Source organism: Terrabacter koreensis, assembly GCF_054783315.1.
In genome coordinates this window covers 20,891-38,763 of record NZ_BAAGQU010000012.1, presented here as the reverse complement: position 1 = coordinate 38,763, position 17,873 = coordinate 20,891, and the positions used below count along the sequence as shown (strand labels likewise).

Below are 17,873 nucleotides of genomic sequence, written 5' to 3'. Positions count from 1 at the left end.
TTCCCGACGGCGTGTCAGGGGAGGCTGGGGTAGTCCGTGTAGCCCTCGGCGCCGCCGCCGTAGAAGGTGGCCGGGTTCGGCTCGTTGAGCGGGGCACCCTCGCGCCAGCGGCGGGCGAGGTCCGGGTTGGCGAGGAACTCGCGCCCGACCGCGACGGCGTCGCCGAGGTCGCGCTCGAGGATGTCCTCCACCTCCGCGAGGCCGGTCACCGAGGCGAACCCGGTGTTGAGGATGACGGGCCCGCCGAACCGCTTGCGCAGGTTGCGCACCAGGTCGGACTCGGGGTCGCCGAGGATGCTGAGGTAGGCGAGGCCGAGCGGCGCGATGCCCTCGACGAGCGTCTCGTAGGTCGCGGCCGTCTCCAGCTCGTCCTCCTCGAGCACGCCCTGGATGTTGTGCGCGGGCGAGACCCGGATGCCGACGCGGTCGGCGCCGATGGCCTCGGCGACGGCCTTCGTGATCTCGATCGTGAGGCGGGCCCGGTTCTCGGGCGACCCGCCGTACGCGTCGGAGCGCTGGTTGCTCGACGGGGCGAGGAACTGGTGCGGGAGGTAGCCGTTGGCGGCGTGCACCTCGACGCCGTCGAGGCCGGCTGCGATCGCCTGACGGGCCGCGTGGACGTACTCCGCCACGAGCGCGGGGATCTCGTCGGTCTCGAGGGCCCGCGGGACGGCATACGGCTGCTCGCCCGACGGCGTGACGATGGAGCCCGGCGCGGCGATGGCGCTCGGGGCGACGCTCTCGAGCCCGCCCTTGTTGTCGGGGTGCGCGACCCGGCCGGCGTGCATGAGCTGCACGACGACGTGGCCGCCGCCCTGGTGCACGGCGTCGGCGACGAGGCGCCAGCCGGCGACCTGCTCGTCGGAGTGCATGCCGGGGGTGTCGAGGTAGCCCTGGCCGACGGCGCTCGGCTGGGTGCCCTCGGTGATGATGAGGCCGGCGCTCGCGCGCTGGCCGTAGTACTCGGCGTTGAGCTCGGTCGGTGCCTGGCCGGCGCCGGCGCGGTTGCGCGTCAGCGGGGCCATGACGAAGCGCTGGGGGAGGTCCCAGCGGCCGATGCGGATGGTCTCGAAGGCCGTGGACACAGGCCTGCTCCTCACGTTGTCGGGGATGGTCGGCGGCTCGCTCCCGCGCCTCGATGCAGTGCGGTGGAGCCTTCAACTACGTGGGCGACAAGTCGGACAGGAGAGCTGTCATTCCCGTCGTCGCCGGATGTGACGAGCGGAACGCTCCCTGGACGGTCCGGGCACGACGAAGGGGAGGATGCCGTCGGCATCCTCCCCTTCGCGACGAGCGCTCAGACCGCGGGGGTCTGCGCGTGGGTCACGGCGCGTAGATGTACTTCATGCCCGGACCGTCGGTGAGGGTGCGGGTGTTGTAGTTGTACGGGCCGGCGAGGGCGTTCATCTCGATGATGGTGACCTCGTTGCCGTTGACGGCGGTGACCCAGGCGACGTGGCCGACGCTGGAGGAGCCGTGCACGCCGGGCTGCATGACGAGGATCGAGCGGGTGCGCGGCGTGCCGGTCACGGTGTAGCCCGCGCTGGCGGCGCCGGAGGCCCACTCCATGGCGTTGCCGGTCCAGCCACCGGGGTAGTAGCCCTCGGACGCGTGCCACTTGGCGAGCGCGCCCCAGGTGCACTGGCCCTTGGTGGCCCAGTTGTAGGAGGAGCGCATGCCGGAGGAGGCGCTCGGGACCGAGCCGTTGCTGACCGACTTGGTCGTCGACGTCGTCGACGTCAGCGTGCGGCGGGTGAGGTCACGCGAGGCGCGCTCGGCGGCGGCCTTGCGCTCGGTGGCGGCCTTGGCGGCGGCGGCCTTGGCAGCAGCGCGCTCGGTCTTGACCTGGATGTCCTCGATGACGCGCGGCTTGGTGGCCGTCGCGCGCTGGGTGACAGCCTTCTGCGCAGCCGGCGCGTAGCCGATCTTCGCCAGGGCGGTCGAGGCGGCGGGGACGGCGCCGGTGGTCGGGCCGACGGCAGCAGCACCGGCGGTCGTGCCGGACAGCGGCTCGGCGCTCGCGGGGTTCGCGAACGAGGCGACGAGGCCACCGGTGGCCGCGACGAACACGGCGCCCTTCATGGCCGGCTGAGCCGTCTCGCGGGCGAGGATCTTGAGCTCGTTGAGGGGGTTGTGGCGGCCAGGCGCACGATGGCGGCCGCGGATGATCTCGTTGTTCACACGTGTACCTCTCCGCGCCTACGAAGTTAGCTGTCGGGTTCGGGCGGAAAGGTGCCCGGCTCTCCCCCGGTCCGCGACGAGTCGCGATCCGGGCGAGTACTTCACCCCAAGGACGTCCGGAGTCGTGGCGCCGGACGCCCGGAGAAACGTGTGGTTCCTCCGCTCCTGTCACAAGGTTTGCTCTCGCTCGTCAGGCGGTGACAGGACTAGGCGGTCCACCTCGCGAGCGCCCGACCAGGTGGCCGGACCCTCGGAAGAGTAGACGACGTTGCGGGCAAAAGTCACGTTGAGGTAACGGGGACTCGCCGGAAAGTTCGTTGAAGGTCCGTTTTGGGCGTCTTTACCCGCGGCATACCTTCGCGCCTTGTGACGCGAGTCACATGACTCACGCGTGACCGGCTCGAGAGGGCCGACCCCTTGGCTGCGAGTGGTCACGGGTGGTCGAGCGCGCTCAGGAAGCGCTCGTGAGGTGGCCGAAGACGATGACGTTGTCGCGGTACTCGTTGCGGCTGTCGGTCGGCCCACCGCACGTCACGAGGCGGATCTCGGCACGTCGGAAATCGCTCCGGTAGACGAGGTCGGTCGGGAAGCGCGACTTCTCGTAGGCCGCGACCTTGTCGACGGTGAAGACGAGGTGCGAGCGGTCGCGGCGCGTGACCTCGATGACGTCGCCCGCCTTGACCGCGCCGAGGCGGTAGAAGACTCCGGGAACGCCGGACGGTGTGTCGACGTGGGCGGCGATCACGGAGGAGCCGAGCTGTCCGGGGGTCGGGCCCCCGTCGTAGAGCCCGACCTCCTGGGCGGTGCCGGGCACTGAGATCGTGCCGTCAGGCTGGACCCCGAGCGGCACGAAGGTGCGCGAGCGGACGCCGATGGAGGGGATCTCGAGCAGGGTGGGCTCCGAGGCCGCCAAGGGGCCGCCCTGCAGAGTGCCCGCAGGCGCGGCCCCCGAGGTGCCTGGTCTCCCCGCCGCCCGCGTCCCACCCTGACCGGGGGACACCGACGGTGCGGGGGAGTCGGAGGCTGTCGCGCCGACGGTCGCCGGCGCGCTGCCTGACGGCGGTGCAGCGGGCGGGGTGCCCTCCGCTCCGGGCGCTGACGGGCTGCCACGCAGGCCGAGGACGAGCGCGACGACGGCCACGACGAGCAGGAGCGCCGACGCCGTGGCAGCCGCCGCGACACCGGCGGTGACGCGGCGGCCCGACGTGGCCTCGTTCGGCTCTGTCACGTGATGCTCGTCCCCGGTAGGTCAGCCGGTCAGGAGCGCGACCGGGCTGAGCGGCGGGCGGCGAAGGCGCCGGAACCGGCAGCGGCGACGAGCGCGACGCCTCCGACGGCGAGGAGCATGCCGTTCGTGTTGGTCGTGCCGCTCAGACCGCCGCCCGTGTGCATGCCGCCGGTCGGCGCAACGTGCAGCGCCCCGCACAGGGCCGGGTCGGTCGCCTCGGTCGGCAGCTTCGGGTCGAGGTCGCTCTTGGTGTCGCCCGAGTATTTGCCGTCCTTGTTGTGATCCACGCCGTGCACGACGACGACGGACTGGCCCTTGGCGATGGCCGCGGCCACACCGTCGGACACGGTGATGCTGCCGCGCTCGTAGCTGAGGTTGCCCCCAGGGGCGGTGCTGAAGCGGTCGACCGCGAGGCCGCTCTTGGGGCTCGTGTCACCGGTCTTCGTGAGCGAGACGACGATGTCGCCGTAGGCGGGCCCGCCCTCGGTCGTGTTGATGGTGCCGTCACCGCTCGTGTCGTCCTTGATGGTCGGACACTCGTGACGCGCGGCCGCCGCGAAGTGGATGTGCGCGGCGTGCGGCTGGTCGGGCAGCAGGCCACGTGCGGCCATCTCGACCTTGATCGTGTTGCCGGTGACCGTCACCTGGGCGGTGCCGGAACCGGACACCTCGCTGCCGGGCACGGGCTCGAGGTTCGCGCTGACCCAGCCGTCGGCCGCGAAGGCGGGGCCGACGGACAGTGCCATCGCGGCAGCAGCGGCAAGGCCGGCGCCCGCGATCCGCGTGGTGGTGCGAGTGGTGCGAGTGGTGGTGCGAGTGGTGCTGGTGCGCATCTGTTCTTCCTCCTTGACGAGGAGACACAGCCGTCCAACCTGCTCTGCTTCAGACGGGGGGTCGTCATCGACCGTCTCCGGGTGGGGTTCGACGCCGCGAGCCTTCCGGATTGGATCGGTGACGGGGCTTTTCGCCGGTCCGGCCACGCATGCGCCTCTCTGGGTCTTGACTGGGAGGGACGGGGCGCGACCGGTGCCCTGCGGAGGAAGGGACAAAGGCCGTGCTCGAGAGCTCCAAGGCGTTCGGCGGGTTCTCCGTCGACGACATCCCTGCGGCGAAGGCGTTCTACGCCGACACGCTCGGCCTCTCGGTGACCGAGGAGAACGGCATGCTCACGCTGCGTCTCGCCGGGGACCGGCCGGTCGTCGTCTACCCGAAGCCGAACCACCAGCCCGCGACCTTCACGGTGCTCAACTTCCCGGTCGACGACGTCGAGGCGGCCGTCGACGAGCTGACCTCGCGGGGTGTCACCTTCGAGCGGTACGAGGGGACGCCCACCGAGACCGACGAGAAGGGCGTCTTCCGCAAGGGCGGCCCGCTCATCGCCTGGTTCACCGACCCGGCCGGCAACGTCCTCTCCGTCATCGAGTCGTCGCCGGGCTGATCCGCCGGCGCTGAGCCGCCCGGCGCGTCTGCCGCGTGGCTAGGGTCGGGGGGTGTTCGACGACAGCGCCCACGTCCTGCGCCGTGCCCGCCGCCTGCTCGCCGAGCACGTGACCCCTGCGGTCCACCGCGACCGCATGCCGCTCACCACGTCCGCGTGGCACGTGCCGGGTGAGCCGGTGCCTGTCGCGGAGGCGCTGGCCTCAGCCGCCGACGGCCGGTTCGAGCCGGTCGGGCCGGGCACGCCCTGGGGTGAGCCGTGGTCGACGTGGTGGTTCGAGATCACCGGCGCCGTGCCCGAGGCGTTCGACGGGGAGTGCGTCGAGGTGGTCGTCGACCTCGGCTTCCGCGGCGAGGGGCCGGGGTTCCAGGCCGAGGGCCTGCTCCACGACGCCGAGGGCACCCCGCTCAAGGGCATCCACCCGATGAACCGGTGGCACCGCGTCGCAGCCGAGGCGCGTGGCGGCGAACCGATCCACCTCTTCCTCGAGGCCGCCGGCAACCCGGCCGTCATGGAGCACGGCTTCCGCCCGACCGGGCTCGGCGAGGTGGCGACGGCCGGTGCCGAGCCGCGCTACGTCCTCGGCGACGTCGAGGTCGCCGTGTTCGAGCCGGAGGTCTTCGGGCTCGCGATGGACCTCGACGTGCTCGTCGACCTGGCGACCGAGCTGCCCGACCGCGACGCCCGCCGCCTCGAGGTGACGGCCGCGCTGGACGACGCCCTGGCTGCCCTCGACGTCCACGACGTGCGGAGGACTGCCGCCGCGGCGCGCGCGGCCCTCGCCGACGTGCTCGCGGCGCCCGCGGTCACGAGCGCGCAGCGGCTCACCGCCGTCGGTCACGCGCACATCGACTCCGCGTGGCTCTGGCCCGTGCGCGAGACGGTGCGCAAGTGCGCGCGCACCTTCGCCAACGTCACGGCGCTCGCCGCCGACTACCCCGAGCTCGTCTTCGCCTGCTCGTCCGCCCAGCAGTACGCGTGGATGAAGGAGCGGCAGCCCGCGATCTGGCAGCGCATCACCGACGCCGTGGCGGCCGGCACGTGGGAGCCCGTCGGCGGCCAGTGGGTCGAGGCCGACGGCGTCATGCCGAGCGGCGAGTCCCTCGTGCGCCAGCTGCTCCACGGGCAGCGCTTCTTCGAGCGCGAGCTCGGCTTGCGCTGCCGCGGCGTCTGGCTGCCCGACTCGTTCGGCTACTCCGCGGCCTACCCGCAGATCGCGCGGCTCGCCGGCGCCGAGTGGTTCCTGACGCAGAAGCTCAGCTGGAACGACACCAACACCTTCCCGCACCACACGTTCTGGTGGGAGGGCATCGACGGCACCCGCATCCTCACGCACTTCCCTCCCGCCGACACCTACGAGAGCAAGCTCGGTGGCGCCGACGTGCACCGGTCCGCCCGGCAGCACCTCGACAAGGGACGCTCGCGGCGGGCTCTCATCCCGTTCGGCTTCGGCGACGGTGGCGGCGGTCCCGAGCGCGAGATGCTCGAGCGGGCCCGGCGGCTCCGCTCGCTCGAGGGCTCGCCCGCGGTCGAGGTCGGCACGGCCCAGTCGTTCTTCGACGGCGTGCGCGAGGAGTACGCCGACCGAGCCCCCACGTGGACGGGCGAGCTCTACCTCGAGCTGCACCGGGGCACCCTGACGAGCCAGCGCGCGATGAAGGTCGGCAACCGCGGCTGCGAGGCGCTGCTGCGTCAGGCCGAGCTGGCGTGGACGCTCGTCGCCCTGCGCGGGCTGGGGGAATGGCCGGCCGAGCGGCTGCGTCTCGTGTGGGAGCGCCTGCTGCTCCTGCAGTTCCACGACATCCTCCCCGGCAGTGCCATCGCGTGGGTGCACCGCGAGGCCCGCGACGACTTCGAGCGGCTCACCGCCGAGCTGCGGGCTCTCGTCGACGAGGCGCTGACGCTCCTCTCGCCGGGCAGCGGCCTGCTCAACGCCGGTCCGTACGCGCGGCGTGAGGTCGTCGACGCCGGTCCCGGTCCCGTGCTCGTCGACGTGCCCGCGCTGTCGGTCGGTGGCGTCGTGGTCGAGCAGCCCGCGCACCCGGTCGCGGTGGACGGGCGCACCCTGACGAACGGCCTTGTCTCCGTGACGATCTCGGCGGACGGGTCGATCGAGTCGCTCGTCGACCACCGCCACGGCGACCGCACCGTCCTGCCGGAGGGCGCCCGGGCCGCGGAGCTGCGGCTGCACCCCGACGTGCCGGCGATGTGGGACGCCTGGGACATCGACAAGCCGCACAGCCGCACGTGGACGTCGCCGGTCGGCGTCGAGGTCTCGGTCGTCGAGAGCGGCCCGCTGCGCGCCGTCGTCGAGGCCCGCGGCACGGTGGGGCGCTCCACCTTCGTGCAGCGCACGACCGTCACCGCCGACTCGCCGCGCGTCGACGTCGAGGTGCGGGTCGACTGGCGCGAGCGTGAGCGCGCCCTGGCGGCATACGTCCCCGTGTCGGTGCTCGCGCCGCACAGCAGCGCCGACATCCAGTTCGGGCACCTGCGGCGGCCCACCCACGAGAACACGTCGTGGGAGTCCGCGCGCCACGAGATGGTCGCCCACCGGTGGCTGCACGTCGGCGAGGAGGGCTGGGGCGTGGCCCTCGTCAACGAGGCGACCTACGGCCACGCGGTCCGCCGATCGGTCACCGACGCCGGCGAGCCGGTCACGACGATGCGGCTGACACTGCTGCGCTCGCCGTCCTTCCCCGACCCGACGACCGACAGCTCGGAGGAGGTCGGCGAGCAGGTCATCCGCTTCGGCATCGTGCCCGGGGCCGACGTCGCGGAGGCCGTCGAGCACGGGTATGCCGTCCACCTACCGCTGGTCGGTGCGCTGGGTTCGCCCGGGGGGCAAAGTGGTTCCGTCGGCCCGGTCGTCGAGGTGGACGACCCGGCCGTCGTCGTCGAGGCGGTCAAGCTCGCCGAGGACGGCAGCGGCGACGTCGTCGTGCGGCTCTACGAGTCACGCGGCGGCCGGGCGCGCTCCGGCGGGCGCACCGGCTTCGAGTGGTCTGCCGTCACCGAGGTCGACCTGCTCGAGGAGGAGTCGGCGGTGCTCGACGGGCGTCGGGCGCTGGGCAGGGGGGACGCCGGTCGGGCCGACGGGCGGCAGGTGACGGTCGAGCTGCGACCGTTCCAGCTCGTGACGCTGCGCTTCAACCCGGTCGGCCCCGGCTGACGTGACAGAGGGCGGTCAGCTCTCGGAGGCCTCGGCGATCGCGGCCCGGCGCTTGAGGCAGAGCTCGGTGATCTCGGAGACGAGCTCGAGGGGGACCGGCCGGCTGATCGGGAAGCGGACGGTGTCCTTGGCCCGCCGGTAGGGACCGATGGCGTCCTCGAACTCGGGGTCGCCCGTCGGCACCGGGTAGAGGCCGACGTGGTTCTTCCAGCCGGCGTAGTAGATCAGCGGCTTGCCGTCGACGGTGAAGGTCGCCATGCCGTAGCTGATCTTCTCCGCGGCGTGGGGAGCCGCCTGCTGGATGGTCCGTCGCACACCGGCGAGCTGACTGCGCGTCTCCTCTGGATAGGACGCGATGTAGTCATCGACGGACGCAAATCTCGGGGCCAATCCAGGTCCTCACCTAGTTCCGGACCGGTCGCGGAGGGATGCCTCGACTGTATTGCGCGAAAGGGGTGACTGCAAAGTAAGCACCGTGTTACGGGATGAACTCGTCAACAACCTACGAATGGTGACGAATCGGGCTCAGACGTCGAGCCACTGCTCGCCCGCGAGCGCCTTGGCCACGGCGTCGGCGCCGGGCCCCTCGGGCCGGCGGCCGAGGAGGGTCGCGGTCGTGAAGCCGGCTGCGAGGCCGTCGAAGACGTGGTGCCGGCGCAGCATCGCGTGCCGTCCGCCTTCGACAGTGACGTATCCGACCCGCGCGGTGCGGGCCAGGTCACGGGCCACCGCCGCCGAGTTCGTCGGGCGGGCCACGCGGTCGTCGTCGCCGTGGACGAGCAGCACCTGCCGACCGGTGAGGTCGAGGTGCCCCTCGTGCGGGTACACCCACGGGTTGAGGGCGACCGCGCTGACGACGGGCTGCTCGGCCGCGGCCAGCAGGGCCGCGCGGCCGCCGAGGGAGTGGCCGACGAGACCGACCGGCAGGTCACGGCCGAAGCGCTCGGCCACCTCGCGCAGCGCCCAGCGCACGTCGTCGACCGGCGTGTGGTGCGCGTCCCAGCCGCGGGTCGAGTTGAGCAGGCGCAGCACGGCCAGCTCGCCCTTGGCCGCGAGGGCGATGCGCGCCGCGATCGGCACCATCCGCAGCACCGACAGCTGGGTGGGGCTGACCCGCATCGGCCTGCGGCGCGCGGCGCCACCGTGCAGCACGAGCACCACACCACGGGGAGCGCTGGGCGCGGCGGTGTCGATGAGGCGGGCGTGGGTCACTCGGACGGCATACCCGATCGGGAGAGCGCAGCGAACTGCTCTCCCGGTCGGCGGGTGGGGTCAGGGGCGCAGGAGGACCTTGACAGCCCGGCGCTCGTCCATGGCGCGATAGCCCTCGGCGACCGCGTCGAGCGGCAGCTCGAGGTCGAAGACGAGGCCCGGGTCGATGCGGCCGTCGAGGACCCGCTCCATGAGGTCGGGCAGGTAGCGGCGCACCGGCGCGATGCCGCCCGCGAGACCGATGTTGCGGACGAACATCCGGCGCAGGGGCAGCTCGACGCCGTGCGGCACGCCGACGAAGCCGACGGTCGAGCCGGCGCGGGCGACGTGGAAGGCGGTGTCCATCGACTGGTGCGTGCCGACGCACTCGAGCACCGCGTCGGCGCCGATGCCGCCGGTCAGCTCCATCACGGCGGCGACGGCCTCGTCGCCGCGTTCGGCGATGACGTGGGTCGCACCGAAGCGGCGAGCGAGAGCCTGGCGCGGCTCGTGGCGCGACATCGCGACGATGCGCTCGGCGCCGAGCTGCTGGGCGGCGATGACGCCGCACAGACCCACTGCCCCGTCGCCGACGACGACCGCGGTCGAGCCCTCGCGGACGCCCGCCGCGACGGCCGCGTGCCAGCCGGTGGCCATGACGTCGGTGAGCGCGAGCAGCGACGGCACGAGCGCGTCGTCAGGCATGCCGTCGGTCTTGACGAGGCTGCCGTCGGCCTGGGTGACGCGAGTCAGCTCGGCCTGCCCGCTCGACGTGCCGTCGGCGTTGGGGCACGCGGACTGCACGCCCGCCAGGCAGTCGGGGCACGTGTTGTCGCAGTGGCAGAACGGGATGACGACGAAGTCGCCCGGGCGGAAGTCCTTGACCTCGGAGCCGACCGCCTCGACGACGCCGACGGCCTCGTGGCCGATCGTCGAGCCCTCACGGATCGGGTTCTCGCCGCGATACGGCCACAGGTCGGAGCCGCAGATGCAGCCCGCCGTGACGCGCACGATGGCGTCGGTCGGGGCCTCGATGGTCGGGTCGGGCACCTCGGAGAGGCGGATGTCGCCGGCAGCGTGGATCGTCGTAGCGCGCATGGTCGCCATCCTTCCCCTGCGTGGCGCCGGCCTCCAAACGGAAGACGGGCACTCGACGGCGCCCTCGAGTCGAGTGCTCAGTCTGCTTCGTGTGTCAGCCTCGCGAGCGCAGGCGCAGGTTCGGCAGGCCGGGGGCGGGAAGGGTGTGCTCCCACTCCTTCGGGAAGACGCCGTATGCCGTCTCGCCGCCGTTCTCGTCGCCGCTCACCTCGCGGGCGCGCTGCCACTCCTCGCGGAAGCCGACGACCTCGTCGTGGCTGCGGCCGATGAAGTTCCACCACATGACGATCTGCTCGCCGAACGGTGCGCCGCCGAGCACGAGGAAGCGGGCCGGCTCGTCGGGGCCGGCCTCGACGGTGACCCGCTCGGCTCCGGTCGCCTGGAAGACGATCTCGCCGGGCTTGGCAGTGGCGTCGCCGACGGTGAGCAGCCCTGTGTCGCAGAGCAGCCCGTGCTCGTGGCCGGGATCGACCGTGATCGTGAGCGACCGCCCCGGCTCGAGCGTCACCTCTGCGCCGACGAGGTCGGAGAACATCGTCACCGGCGACGTCTGGCCGAAGAGTGTGCCGAGAAAGACGAGGACGCGCGCCCCGTCCACCTCGGTGACCGGCGGGGCGTAGTGCTCGAAACCGGGGGTGGCGAAACGGTCGGCCTCCGGCAGCGCCACCCACAGCTGCGCGCCGTGGAGGACGGTCGTGCCGGGCGTGGAGTACTCGGAGTGCGCAATGCCCTTGCCGGCGGTCATGATGTTGAGCTCGCCCGGACGCACGAACGCGTGGGCTCCGGTGGTGTCGCGGTGCTCGACCTCGCCGGTGAAGAGCCACGAGACGGTCTGCAGCCCGGTGTGCGGGTGGCCGGGCACGGCCATCCCCCCGGTCTGCGACACGTCGTCGGGGCCGTAGTGGTCGACGAAGCACCACGCCCCGATGAGCGAGCGCTCGCGCTGAGGGAGGCTGCGGCGTACGGGCATCGCGCGGGGACCGCCCAGCGGCACCTCGCGGTAGGGGAGCACGACCGCGCTGGACGGGCCACCCTCGCGGGCGGCGCAGACGACCTCGTCGGGGTGGCGGTCCGGGTTGCTCACCGGATCAGGCTAAGCCTGACGTTGCTACCTTTCCCAGCATGACGGAGGCCACGGACGCCACGGACGCCACGGACGCACGGGTCGGCCGGCGCTGGTCGGCCTGGCGGGTCGTGTGGTGGTTCGGCTTCGTCAGCCTTGCCGCCGACATGGTCTACGAGGGCGCCCGCTCGATGTACGGGCCGTTGCTCGCCTCGCTCGGGGCGAGCGCCGTCGTCGTCGGCCTCGTGACCGGTGCCGGCGAGGCGATGGCCCTCGTGCTGCGGCTCGTCTTCGGCCCGCTCGCCGATCGCACCGGTCGCTACTGGGGTCTGACGATCCTCGGCTACGGCCTGACCGCCGTCTGCGTGCCGCTGCTCGCCGTGACGCCGTTCGTCGGGGGAGCGGGGCTGGCGCTCGCGGCCGTGCTCATCCTGCTCGAGCGCTCCGGCAAGGCCGTGCGCAGCCCCTCGAAGTCGGCGCTGCTCGCGCACGTGGCGTCGGCCGTGGGCCGCGGTCGGGGCTTCGGCGTGCACAAGGCTCTCGACCAGGTCGGGGCGTTCGCGGGGCCGCTGCTCGTCGCGGCCGTCATCGGGGCGGCCGGGGCGATCTGGCCCGGCATGGCGGTGCTCGCCGTCCCGGGAGTGGCGGTCATGCTGCTGCTCGCCGTCATCCGCTCACGGGTGCCCGACCCGTCGGTCTACGACGAGGTCCACACCGCAGCGCCGGTCACGTCTGCTGATCCGGATGACCCTGTGGCGCAGCCGGTCTCATCGGACCCGCGTGGAGTTCGGGGCTGGTTCGCCGACGCCGTCGGGACGGGGCTGCCGCGCGAGTTCTTCGGCTACGCGCTCGCCGCCGGGCTCACGACGGGCGGGCTCGTCACCTTCGGGATCATCGGCTACCACCTCACCGTCGCGGGCCTCGTCGCCGTCGCCGCCGTCCCCCTCGTGTATGCCGGCGCGATGGCCGTCGAGGCGCTCGCCGCCTTGGGCGTCGGGCTCGTCTACGACCGCCGAGGAGGGGCGGTGCTCTACCTCGTGCCGGTGCTCGTCGCGCTCGTGCCGCCGCTGGCGCTCACGGGGCGACTGTGGGTGGCGCTGCTCGGCGTGGCGGTGTGGGCGCTCGCCTACGGGGTGCAGGACTCGACGGTGAAGGCGCTCGTCGCGGAGGTCGTGGCGGCGCCGCGGAGGGCGACGGCATACGGCGTCTTCGCGGGGGTGCAGGGCGCGTTCGCCATCGTCGGCGGGCTCGTGGCCGGCTGGCTCTACGACCGGTCGCTGACGGCTCTCGTCGTCGTGGTGGCGACGAGCCAGCTCGTCGCCCTGGTGCTCCTCGTCCGCACCGTCCGCTCCCTCCGCACCCCCGCCTGAACGCGCGAACGCGGCGTTCGGTCTCGAAAACCGTGTTCCAACACTGAGTTCGAGACCGAACACCGCGTTCGGTGAGGTGAGACGGGTGGGACTGGTCAGCTCACGGCGTCGAGCGCGTCGACCATGCCCTCACCGTAGAAGCTGTTGTCCGCGAGCGGGCCGGTGCAGTCGGGGCCACCGGTGCGGCCGGGCGGCGGCACCTCCTGCGCCGAGCAGGCACGGTCGTCGGCCTGGCTGCGCAGCTTCTCGACCATCTGGGCCGGGGTCCAGCTCGGGTGCGCCGACTTCATGAGGGCGAGCACTCCGGCGACGTGCGGGGACGCCATCGACGTGCCGCTCTTCAGGCCGTAACCGTTGCCGGCGACGACCGTCGAGAGGATGCTGCGACCGGGCGCCGCGACGTCGATGACGCCGAGGCCGCGGTTCGAGAAGTACGCCAGCGAGCCGGTGCGCGTGGCGGCGGAGACCGTGACGACACCCGGGAGCTCCGTCGGGATGTCGTTGCAGCCGCTGTTGAGCGTGCGGCTCACCTGGCCCGCGGCAGGCTGGTCGTCGGGGCTCGTCGTGTCCTTGAACGACGACTTGTCGGCAAGGTCGTGGGCCGAGTTGCCGGCAGCGGCCGCGTGGACGACACCCTGCTCGGTCGACCAGGCGACGGCGCGACGCACGGCTTCCTTCGCGGCGTACTGGTCGGGCTGGTCCTCGCAGTAGAACTCGAACGGGTCGACGTAGTAGCTGTTGTTCGTCACGTCCATGTGCTTGAGGCCGGCCTCGACGAACCCGCAGACGGCGTACTCCGGGTAGATGAAGCCGTCGTCGTTGACGACCTTGACGGAGGCCAGCCGCACGTTCGGGGCGACGCCGACGATGCCGACGCCGTTGCGGGCGGCGGCGATGGTGCCGGCCACGTGGGTGCCGTGGTCGCTCGTGGTCGGCTCCCAGCCGGTGGTGGACGGGCGTCCGGCGTCGACGCAGCTGATCGAGTTGGCGACGTCGAGGTTCTTCACGAGGTCGGGGTGGTCGGCGTCGATGCCGCTGTCGAGCACGCCGACGAGGACGTTGCGCGAGCCGTCGGTGATCCTGTGGGCCTGGTCGGCCTTGATCATCGTGAGGTCCCACTGCTCGCCCTCGCGCGGGTCGGTCGCGCCGGCCGGGGTGGTCTCGGCCTCGACGTCGCCGTTCCACGCCTTCTTCGCGCCCTGCTTGTAGCCCGAGGCGCCGCGGCCCCAGGCCGCGGCGGCACCTTCGGGGGTGCCCTCGGACACCGCGACCGTACGCGTGGCGCCGACCGACTCGACGGCGTTGCCGCCCTCGGCGACGACGTCGGCCCGGAACGTCGAGACCTTCGAGTGCGCGATGACGACGCCGATCTGCGGCCACGACTGGACCACCACGCCGCCGGCCGCGACGACGGCCCGCTCGACGAGGCGGGTCTGGCCGGGGTTGGCGGCCTTCGCGTTGACGACGTAGCTCATGAGCCGGCCGTCGGGAGTGTTGATGGTGACCGGGGTCGAGGCGGGCTCGGCGGTGGTCGACGCCGAGGCCATGCTGCCGAAGGCGGCCGTCGACGCGAGCGCGAGCGACGCGACGGCGACCGCGCCACGTCTGGTCAGGCTGGGGTGTCGCATGTGATGGGCTCCCGTGGGGTGAGGGAATGGTGCAGATGCGCCCATGTCGGGCACATGGGACCCATCCTGCGACCGAATCCGCGACTCCGCTCGTCGAGAAGATCGGGCGGCGTCAGGCCGCCCGCGGGCTGTTCCCCACTGGTCGGGTGAGGGGCGCGAAGGCGATGAGCAGCACGAGCGCACCCAACGGCTCGAGGCCCCAGGGAAGCACGAGCAGGGCGGCAGCGACCCCTGCGAGCCCGAGCGAGCCGGCCGGCATACGGCCCTCGAGCCACGTCGTGGCGAGCACGAGTGCCAGCGCGAGCGCCGTGAGCACCTGACCTCCGGCGGCGAGCGCGGTGGGCACGGTGGCGGGCAGGAAGCCGGTGAGGCTGCCCACCCAGACGGCCCCGGTCGCGCCCGCGCCGAACGCGGCGAGCAGTGCCGTGGGCACCGCGACCGGCAGGTGCTCGGCCCGCGCACCCAGGCTCGTCGTGAGCCACGCGAGTCCCGCGCTGGCGAGCACGAGCAGTGCCCCGGTGGCGACGGCGAGCGGGCCACGGGTCCCGGCCGGGCCGAGACCGTCGAGACCGCCGGGCCCGCCGAGAACGTCGGGACCGCCGAGCCCGTCGACCCAGTCGGCGATGCCGTGGGCGAAGAGCAGCAGCGGCGCGACGAGCGCCAGGAGGGCGACCCGGTCGGGTCGGCTCGCGGCCTCGACCGTCGGGCCCGTCGGGCCCGTCGCGGCCGGACGGACCGGAGCCGTCGGGCTGGTGACCGGTGCCGGCAGCGTGCTCGTCGTCATGCGTCCAGCGTGACCGCCACGGGCGGCGTCGCCCATCGGGGTCGACCCCGAGCGACCCCGGAGCGGTCCCTGAGTGCAGCCGGGCCGGGTCCGGGGGGTATGGACGATCCGCGCGGGATGGCGTTTTTGTCCATTTCAATGACTTTGCCCTGCTACAGGTCGTACCGTGCCGAATGTGGGGGTCGTCAGGGTCGGCCCGTCAACGCATCAGAGGGTTGTTGTTCTAAGGGGGTAGACATGGCAGTGCGCTTCAACGCTCCTCCGGGATGGCCTGCTCCGTCGGCGTCGTGGGCGCCGACCGATGACTGGATGCCCGACCCGTCCTGGCCCGCGCCGCCCGCGGACTGGGAGTTCTGGACGCTCGCCGACCAGCGCGCCGAGGCCCGTGCGGGCCTGGCGGCACGCGAGGCCGCCGGCTCCCGGGCTGCTGACGCTTCCGTGGCCGCGGGTCCGCCCCGCTTCGGTATGCCGCCGCGCAGCACCGCTGCGACGTACGGCACCGACCGCGGCAGCTGGCTCGCGAGCCTGCGGGCGCGGGCAGCCGCCGAGTCGACCGCGTCGGCTGCTGCCGCAGCGGCCGAGGCCGCCGCGAAGCCGGCTCCGCGCGCGGGCGCGAAGACGGTCGTCGACACCTCCTGGGAGATCGACGGCCTGCTGACCTCTGCGGGCAGGTAGGTCGACCGACGTGGACCTGCTGCTCAGGGTCGCGCCGGAGGTGCGGCTCAGCTCCTCCGCGTCCGGACTGCGCGCGTCGCTCGACGCCGGTCCGGTCGTGCGGACGGGCGTGCCCGCGGAGGCGACCCCGGCCGGGGAGCACGTGTCGCTGGCGCAGCTCGAGCAGCGCGTCCACGACGCCCACGCGGTCGAGGACGTCGTCGCCCTCGGCGCGGCCGAGGAGACCTTGGGCTCGCTGCACCTCGACAACCACCCGCTGCGCCGCCGCCCCGACCCGCCCGACACGGCGCCGTTGTCGGCCAAGGACCGGGCTGCCCTGCAGCGCAAGGCGTTCCGAGCCGCCCTGCCCCAGGTGCCGCTGTTCAAGTGGTCCGAGAGGACCAAGGCCAAGGCGGCGGCCGAGGCCGAGGCCAAGGGCTTCGGCGCGGCCCTGGACGTCGCCCACGCCGTAGTGGCCCAGCACCGCGCCGTCGCCGTCGAGCACCAGTGGAGGGAGCTCTCGGAGCACGACCCCGCCACGGTCATCGCCGAGCTCGACGCTCACTTCGCGGCCGCGGAGTGCGGGTGCACGTGCGTCGACGCCGGCTGGGACGTCGCCACCTCCCGCGGCTACGTGACCGTGGTCGGCCGCTACCCCGGGCTCGACATCGTCGGCGAGCGCGGCCCCGGTGTCTCGTCGAGCGGCCGGCGGATGATGCGTCGCCGCACCCGTTCCGAGCGGAACGCCCTCTACCTCAGCGGTCTCGCGTCCTTCGCGCTCGCGACCGTGCGGCGAGCCATCAGCGTCGCGGTGGCTGCCGACGACGTCCACGTCATCGTCGTGCGCCCCACCGCCGAGGGCGACGGTCTCGAGCCGATCTACGTCGGGAGCCTCAGCCGCGAGGCGGTCACGCTGCGTCCGTCGCTCGCCGACCCGGTGCCGCTGCTGCTCGGCTCGGCGGTCTGCCAGATGCAGTTCGAGGGGTCGGCGCACGACCTCGTCGCGCTCGACCCCGACTCGCACGTGGTCGAGGTGGTCCGGGCGTGCGCCGAGGCCCTGGCCGACGAGAAGCTCGACACCCTGCTGCGCGACCCCGCCGGCTGACCCGGATCCCGTCAGGAACTGCGCACTCGAAGCCGGGGTCCTCGTCGAGTGCGCAGTTCCCGACGCCCAGCTCCCACTCGAGTGCTCAGTTCCCGACGCCCACCTCCCACTCGAGTGCTCACCTTCCTACGCCTCGACGAGGCGGCGGAGGGCGAGGGCGGCGATGGGACGGTAGGCGAGGACGGCATACGCCGGGGCGTCGATGACGAGATCGCTCGTGCAGCCGCCGCCAGGAGCCGGGCGCACCGAGTGGTCCAGCGTCGCGTGCACCAGACCGAACCGCACGTGCCAGCTCCACGCCATCGCCGCCGCGTCGACGGCGGTTACCTCGAACGGCAGGCGCACCCCGAGCGGCCCGACGACGAGCCCGGTGAGCCCAGGCGTGAGGCGCCGGGTGGCGGCGATGACCTCCTGCACCTGGGGTGACCACGTCGCCCACAGGTCGAGGTTCTCGTAGCGTGTCCAGGCGTCGGCCGGGGTGGCCTTGCCGGTCTCGCTCACGGTGGCGCGCACGGCCGGGATCTCCTCCCGCTCAGACCGCGTCGCCGCGGGCCGGGCCGTCGACGTTGACGGTGGGCGTGCCCGAGCCGCAGCGCACGACGACGGCCCGCGAGGTCGCGTCACCCGGGTTGCTCTCGCGGTGGACGGCTCCCGCGGGCACGCGCAGAAAGTCACCCGGACCCGCCTCGACGACGTGCTCGCCGTTCGGTCCGGACTCGAGCCGCATGGTGCCCGACACGATGTAGAGCGTCGTGTCGTGGTCACCGTGGTGGTGCCATCCGGAGACGGCACCCGCCTCGGTGTCGACGGTGCCCGACCACATCGTCTCTGTGTGCAGCGCGACGTGCCGGGTCATGCCCGGGGTCGGGTCGGCGGGTGAGAGCGCGTCGCCGCCGACGCGGCTGCACGGCTGGGCGGGGTCGTGGGAGTCGCTCATGACCCCATCAAACTCCCGGCCGGG

Annotated in this window: 17 protein-coding genes and 1 riboswitch; of the genes, 5 read left to right on the top strand and 12 right to left on the bottom strand. The window is 72.9% G+C overall.

Going from position 1 to position 17,873, the window contains the following annotated elements; translation table 11 throughout:
• Window positions 1-14 precede the first annotated feature (14 nt).
• The 4 genes from ACYVNR_RS19110 to ACYVNR_RS19095 form a co-directional block, all read right to left on the bottom strand.
• A complete protein-coding gene (locus tag ACYVNR_RS19110; RefSeq protein ID WP_461050232.1) occupies window positions 15-1,085 on the bottom strand; it encodes an alkene reductase in 1,071 nt (356 codons plus the stop codon).
• Window positions 1,086-1,323: 238 nt separating this feature from the next.
• Window positions 1,324-2,181, bottom strand: coding sequence for a CHAP domain-containing protein (locus ACYVNR_RS19105; protein WP_461050230.1), 858 nt, complete (start codon window positions 2,179-2,181; stop codon window positions 1,324-1,326).
• Window positions 2,182-2,184: 3 nt separating this feature from the next.
• Window positions 2,185-2,371, bottom strand: a riboswitch (cyclic di-AMP (ydaO/yuaA leader).
• 261 nt (window positions 2,372-2,632) lie between these two features.
• Window positions 2,633-3,409 carry a sortase domain-containing protein gene (locus ACYVNR_RS19100; protein WP_461050228.1) on the bottom strand — a complete coding sequence of 259 codons (777 nt, stop codon included), beginning with the start codon at window positions 3,407-3,409 and terminating at the stop codon, window positions 2,633-2,635.
• Between the two features lie 29 nt (window positions 3,410-3,438).
• The gene (locus ACYVNR_RS19095) at window positions 3,439-4,242 is read right to left on the bottom strand and encodes a CHRD domain-containing protein (RefSeq protein WP_045189242.1); all 804 of its coding nucleotides are present in this window, start codon (window positions 4,240-4,242) and stop codon (window positions 3,439-3,441) included.
• 221 nt (window positions 4,243-4,463) lie between these two features.
• On the opposite strand from ACYVNR_RS19095, the gene ACYVNR_RS19090 reads away from it, so the two are divergent.
• Window positions 4,464-4,847 carry a VOC family protein gene (locus tag ACYVNR_RS19090; protein ID WP_461050225.1) on the top strand — a complete coding sequence of 128 codons (384 nt, stop codon included), beginning with the start codon at window positions 4,464-4,466 and terminating at the stop codon, window positions 4,845-4,847.
• Window positions 4,848-4,899: 52 nt separating this feature from the next.
• Entirely contained in the window at window positions 4,900-8,019 is a 3,120-nt protein-coding gene (locus ACYVNR_RS19085) for an alpha-mannosidase (RefSeq protein WP_461050223.1), read from the top strand.
• 15 nt (window positions 8,020-8,034) lie between these two features.
• Here ACYVNR_RS19085 and ACYVNR_RS19080 read toward each other — a convergent pair whose 3' ends face one another.
• The 4 genes from ACYVNR_RS19080 to ACYVNR_RS19065 all read right to left on the bottom strand — a co-directional run bounded on the left by ACYVNR_RS19080 (window position 8,035) and on the right by ACYVNR_RS19065 (window position 11,392).
• The gene (locus tag ACYVNR_RS19080; protein WP_045189248.1) at window positions 8,035-8,409 is read right to left on the bottom strand and encodes an iron chaperone; all 375 of its coding nucleotides are present in this window, start codon (window positions 8,407-8,409) and stop codon (window positions 8,035-8,037) included.
• Between the two features lie 135 nt (window positions 8,410-8,544).
• Complete coding sequence (locus tag ACYVNR_RS19075) at window positions 8,545-9,231, bottom strand: alpha/beta hydrolase (protein WP_045189251.1); 687 nt, start codon at window positions 9,229-9,231, stop codon at window positions 8,545-8,547.
• Between the two features lie 60 nt (window positions 9,232-9,291).
• On the bottom strand, window positions 9,292-10,308 hold the full coding sequence (locus ACYVNR_RS19070; protein WP_461050221.1) for a zinc-dependent alcohol dehydrogenase family protein: 1,017 nt from the start codon (window positions 10,306-10,308) through the stop codon (window positions 9,292-9,294).
• A gap of 94 nt (window positions 10,309-10,402) precedes the next feature.
• Window positions 10,403-11,392 (bottom strand): pirin family protein, encoded by a 990-nt coding sequence (locus ACYVNR_RS19065; protein WP_461050219.1) that lies wholly within the window; start codon window positions 11,390-11,392, stop codon window positions 10,403-10,405.
• 38 nt (window positions 11,393-11,430) lie between these two features.
• Here ACYVNR_RS19065 and ACYVNR_RS19060 point away from each other — a divergent pair, with 38 nt between their 5' ends.
• Window positions 11,431-12,741: an MFS transporter gene (locus ACYVNR_RS19060; protein WP_461050217.1), complete on the top strand. Its 1,311-nt coding sequence runs from the start codon at window positions 11,431-11,433 to the stop codon at window positions 12,739-12,741.
• A gap of 95 nt (window positions 12,742-12,836) precedes the next feature.
• Here ACYVNR_RS19060 and ACYVNR_RS19055 read toward each other — a convergent pair whose 3' ends face one another.
• Both ACYVNR_RS19055 and ACYVNR_RS19050 read right to left on the bottom strand, forming a co-directional pair.
• Window positions 12,837-14,369 carry a S8 family peptidase gene (locus ACYVNR_RS19055; protein ID WP_461050215.1) on the bottom strand — a complete coding sequence of 511 codons (1,533 nt, stop codon included), beginning with the start codon at window positions 14,367-14,369 and terminating at the stop codon, window positions 12,837-12,839.
• A 112-nt stretch (window positions 14,370-14,481) separates the two neighbouring features.
• Window positions 14,482-15,153: a hypothetical protein gene (locus ACYVNR_RS19050; protein WP_461050213.1), complete on the bottom strand. Its 672-nt coding sequence runs from the start codon at window positions 15,151-15,153 to the stop codon at window positions 14,482-14,484.
• 237 nt (window positions 15,154-15,390) lie between these two features.
• On the opposite strand from ACYVNR_RS19050, the gene ACYVNR_RS19045 reads away from it, so the two are divergent.
• Window positions 15,391-15,828 carry a hypothetical protein gene (locus tag ACYVNR_RS19045; protein WP_461050211.1) on the top strand — a complete coding sequence of 146 codons (438 nt, stop codon included), beginning with the start codon at window positions 15,391-15,393 and terminating at the stop codon, window positions 15,826-15,828.
• Between the two features lie 10 nt (window positions 15,829-15,838).
• A complete protein-coding gene (locus tag ACYVNR_RS19040; RefSeq protein WP_461050209.1) occupies window positions 15,839-16,912 on the top strand; it encodes a hypothetical protein in 1,074 nt (357 codons plus the stop codon).
• Window positions 16,913-17,038: 126 nt separating this feature from the next.
• Here the strand turns inward: ACYVNR_RS19040 and ACYVNR_RS19035 are convergent, their stop codons facing one another.
• Both ACYVNR_RS19035 and ACYVNR_RS19030 read right to left on the bottom strand, forming a co-directional pair.
• Entirely contained in the window at window positions 17,039-17,425 is a 387-nt protein-coding gene (locus ACYVNR_RS19035) for an SRPBCC family protein (protein ID WP_461050207.1), read from the bottom strand.
• Between the two features lie 19 nt (window positions 17,426-17,444).
• Window positions 17,445-17,849 (bottom strand): cupin domain-containing protein, encoded by a 405-nt coding sequence (locus ACYVNR_RS19030; RefSeq protein WP_461050205.1) that lies wholly within the window; start codon window positions 17,847-17,849, stop codon window positions 17,445-17,447.
• Window positions 17,850-17,873: the final 24 nt, after the last annotated feature.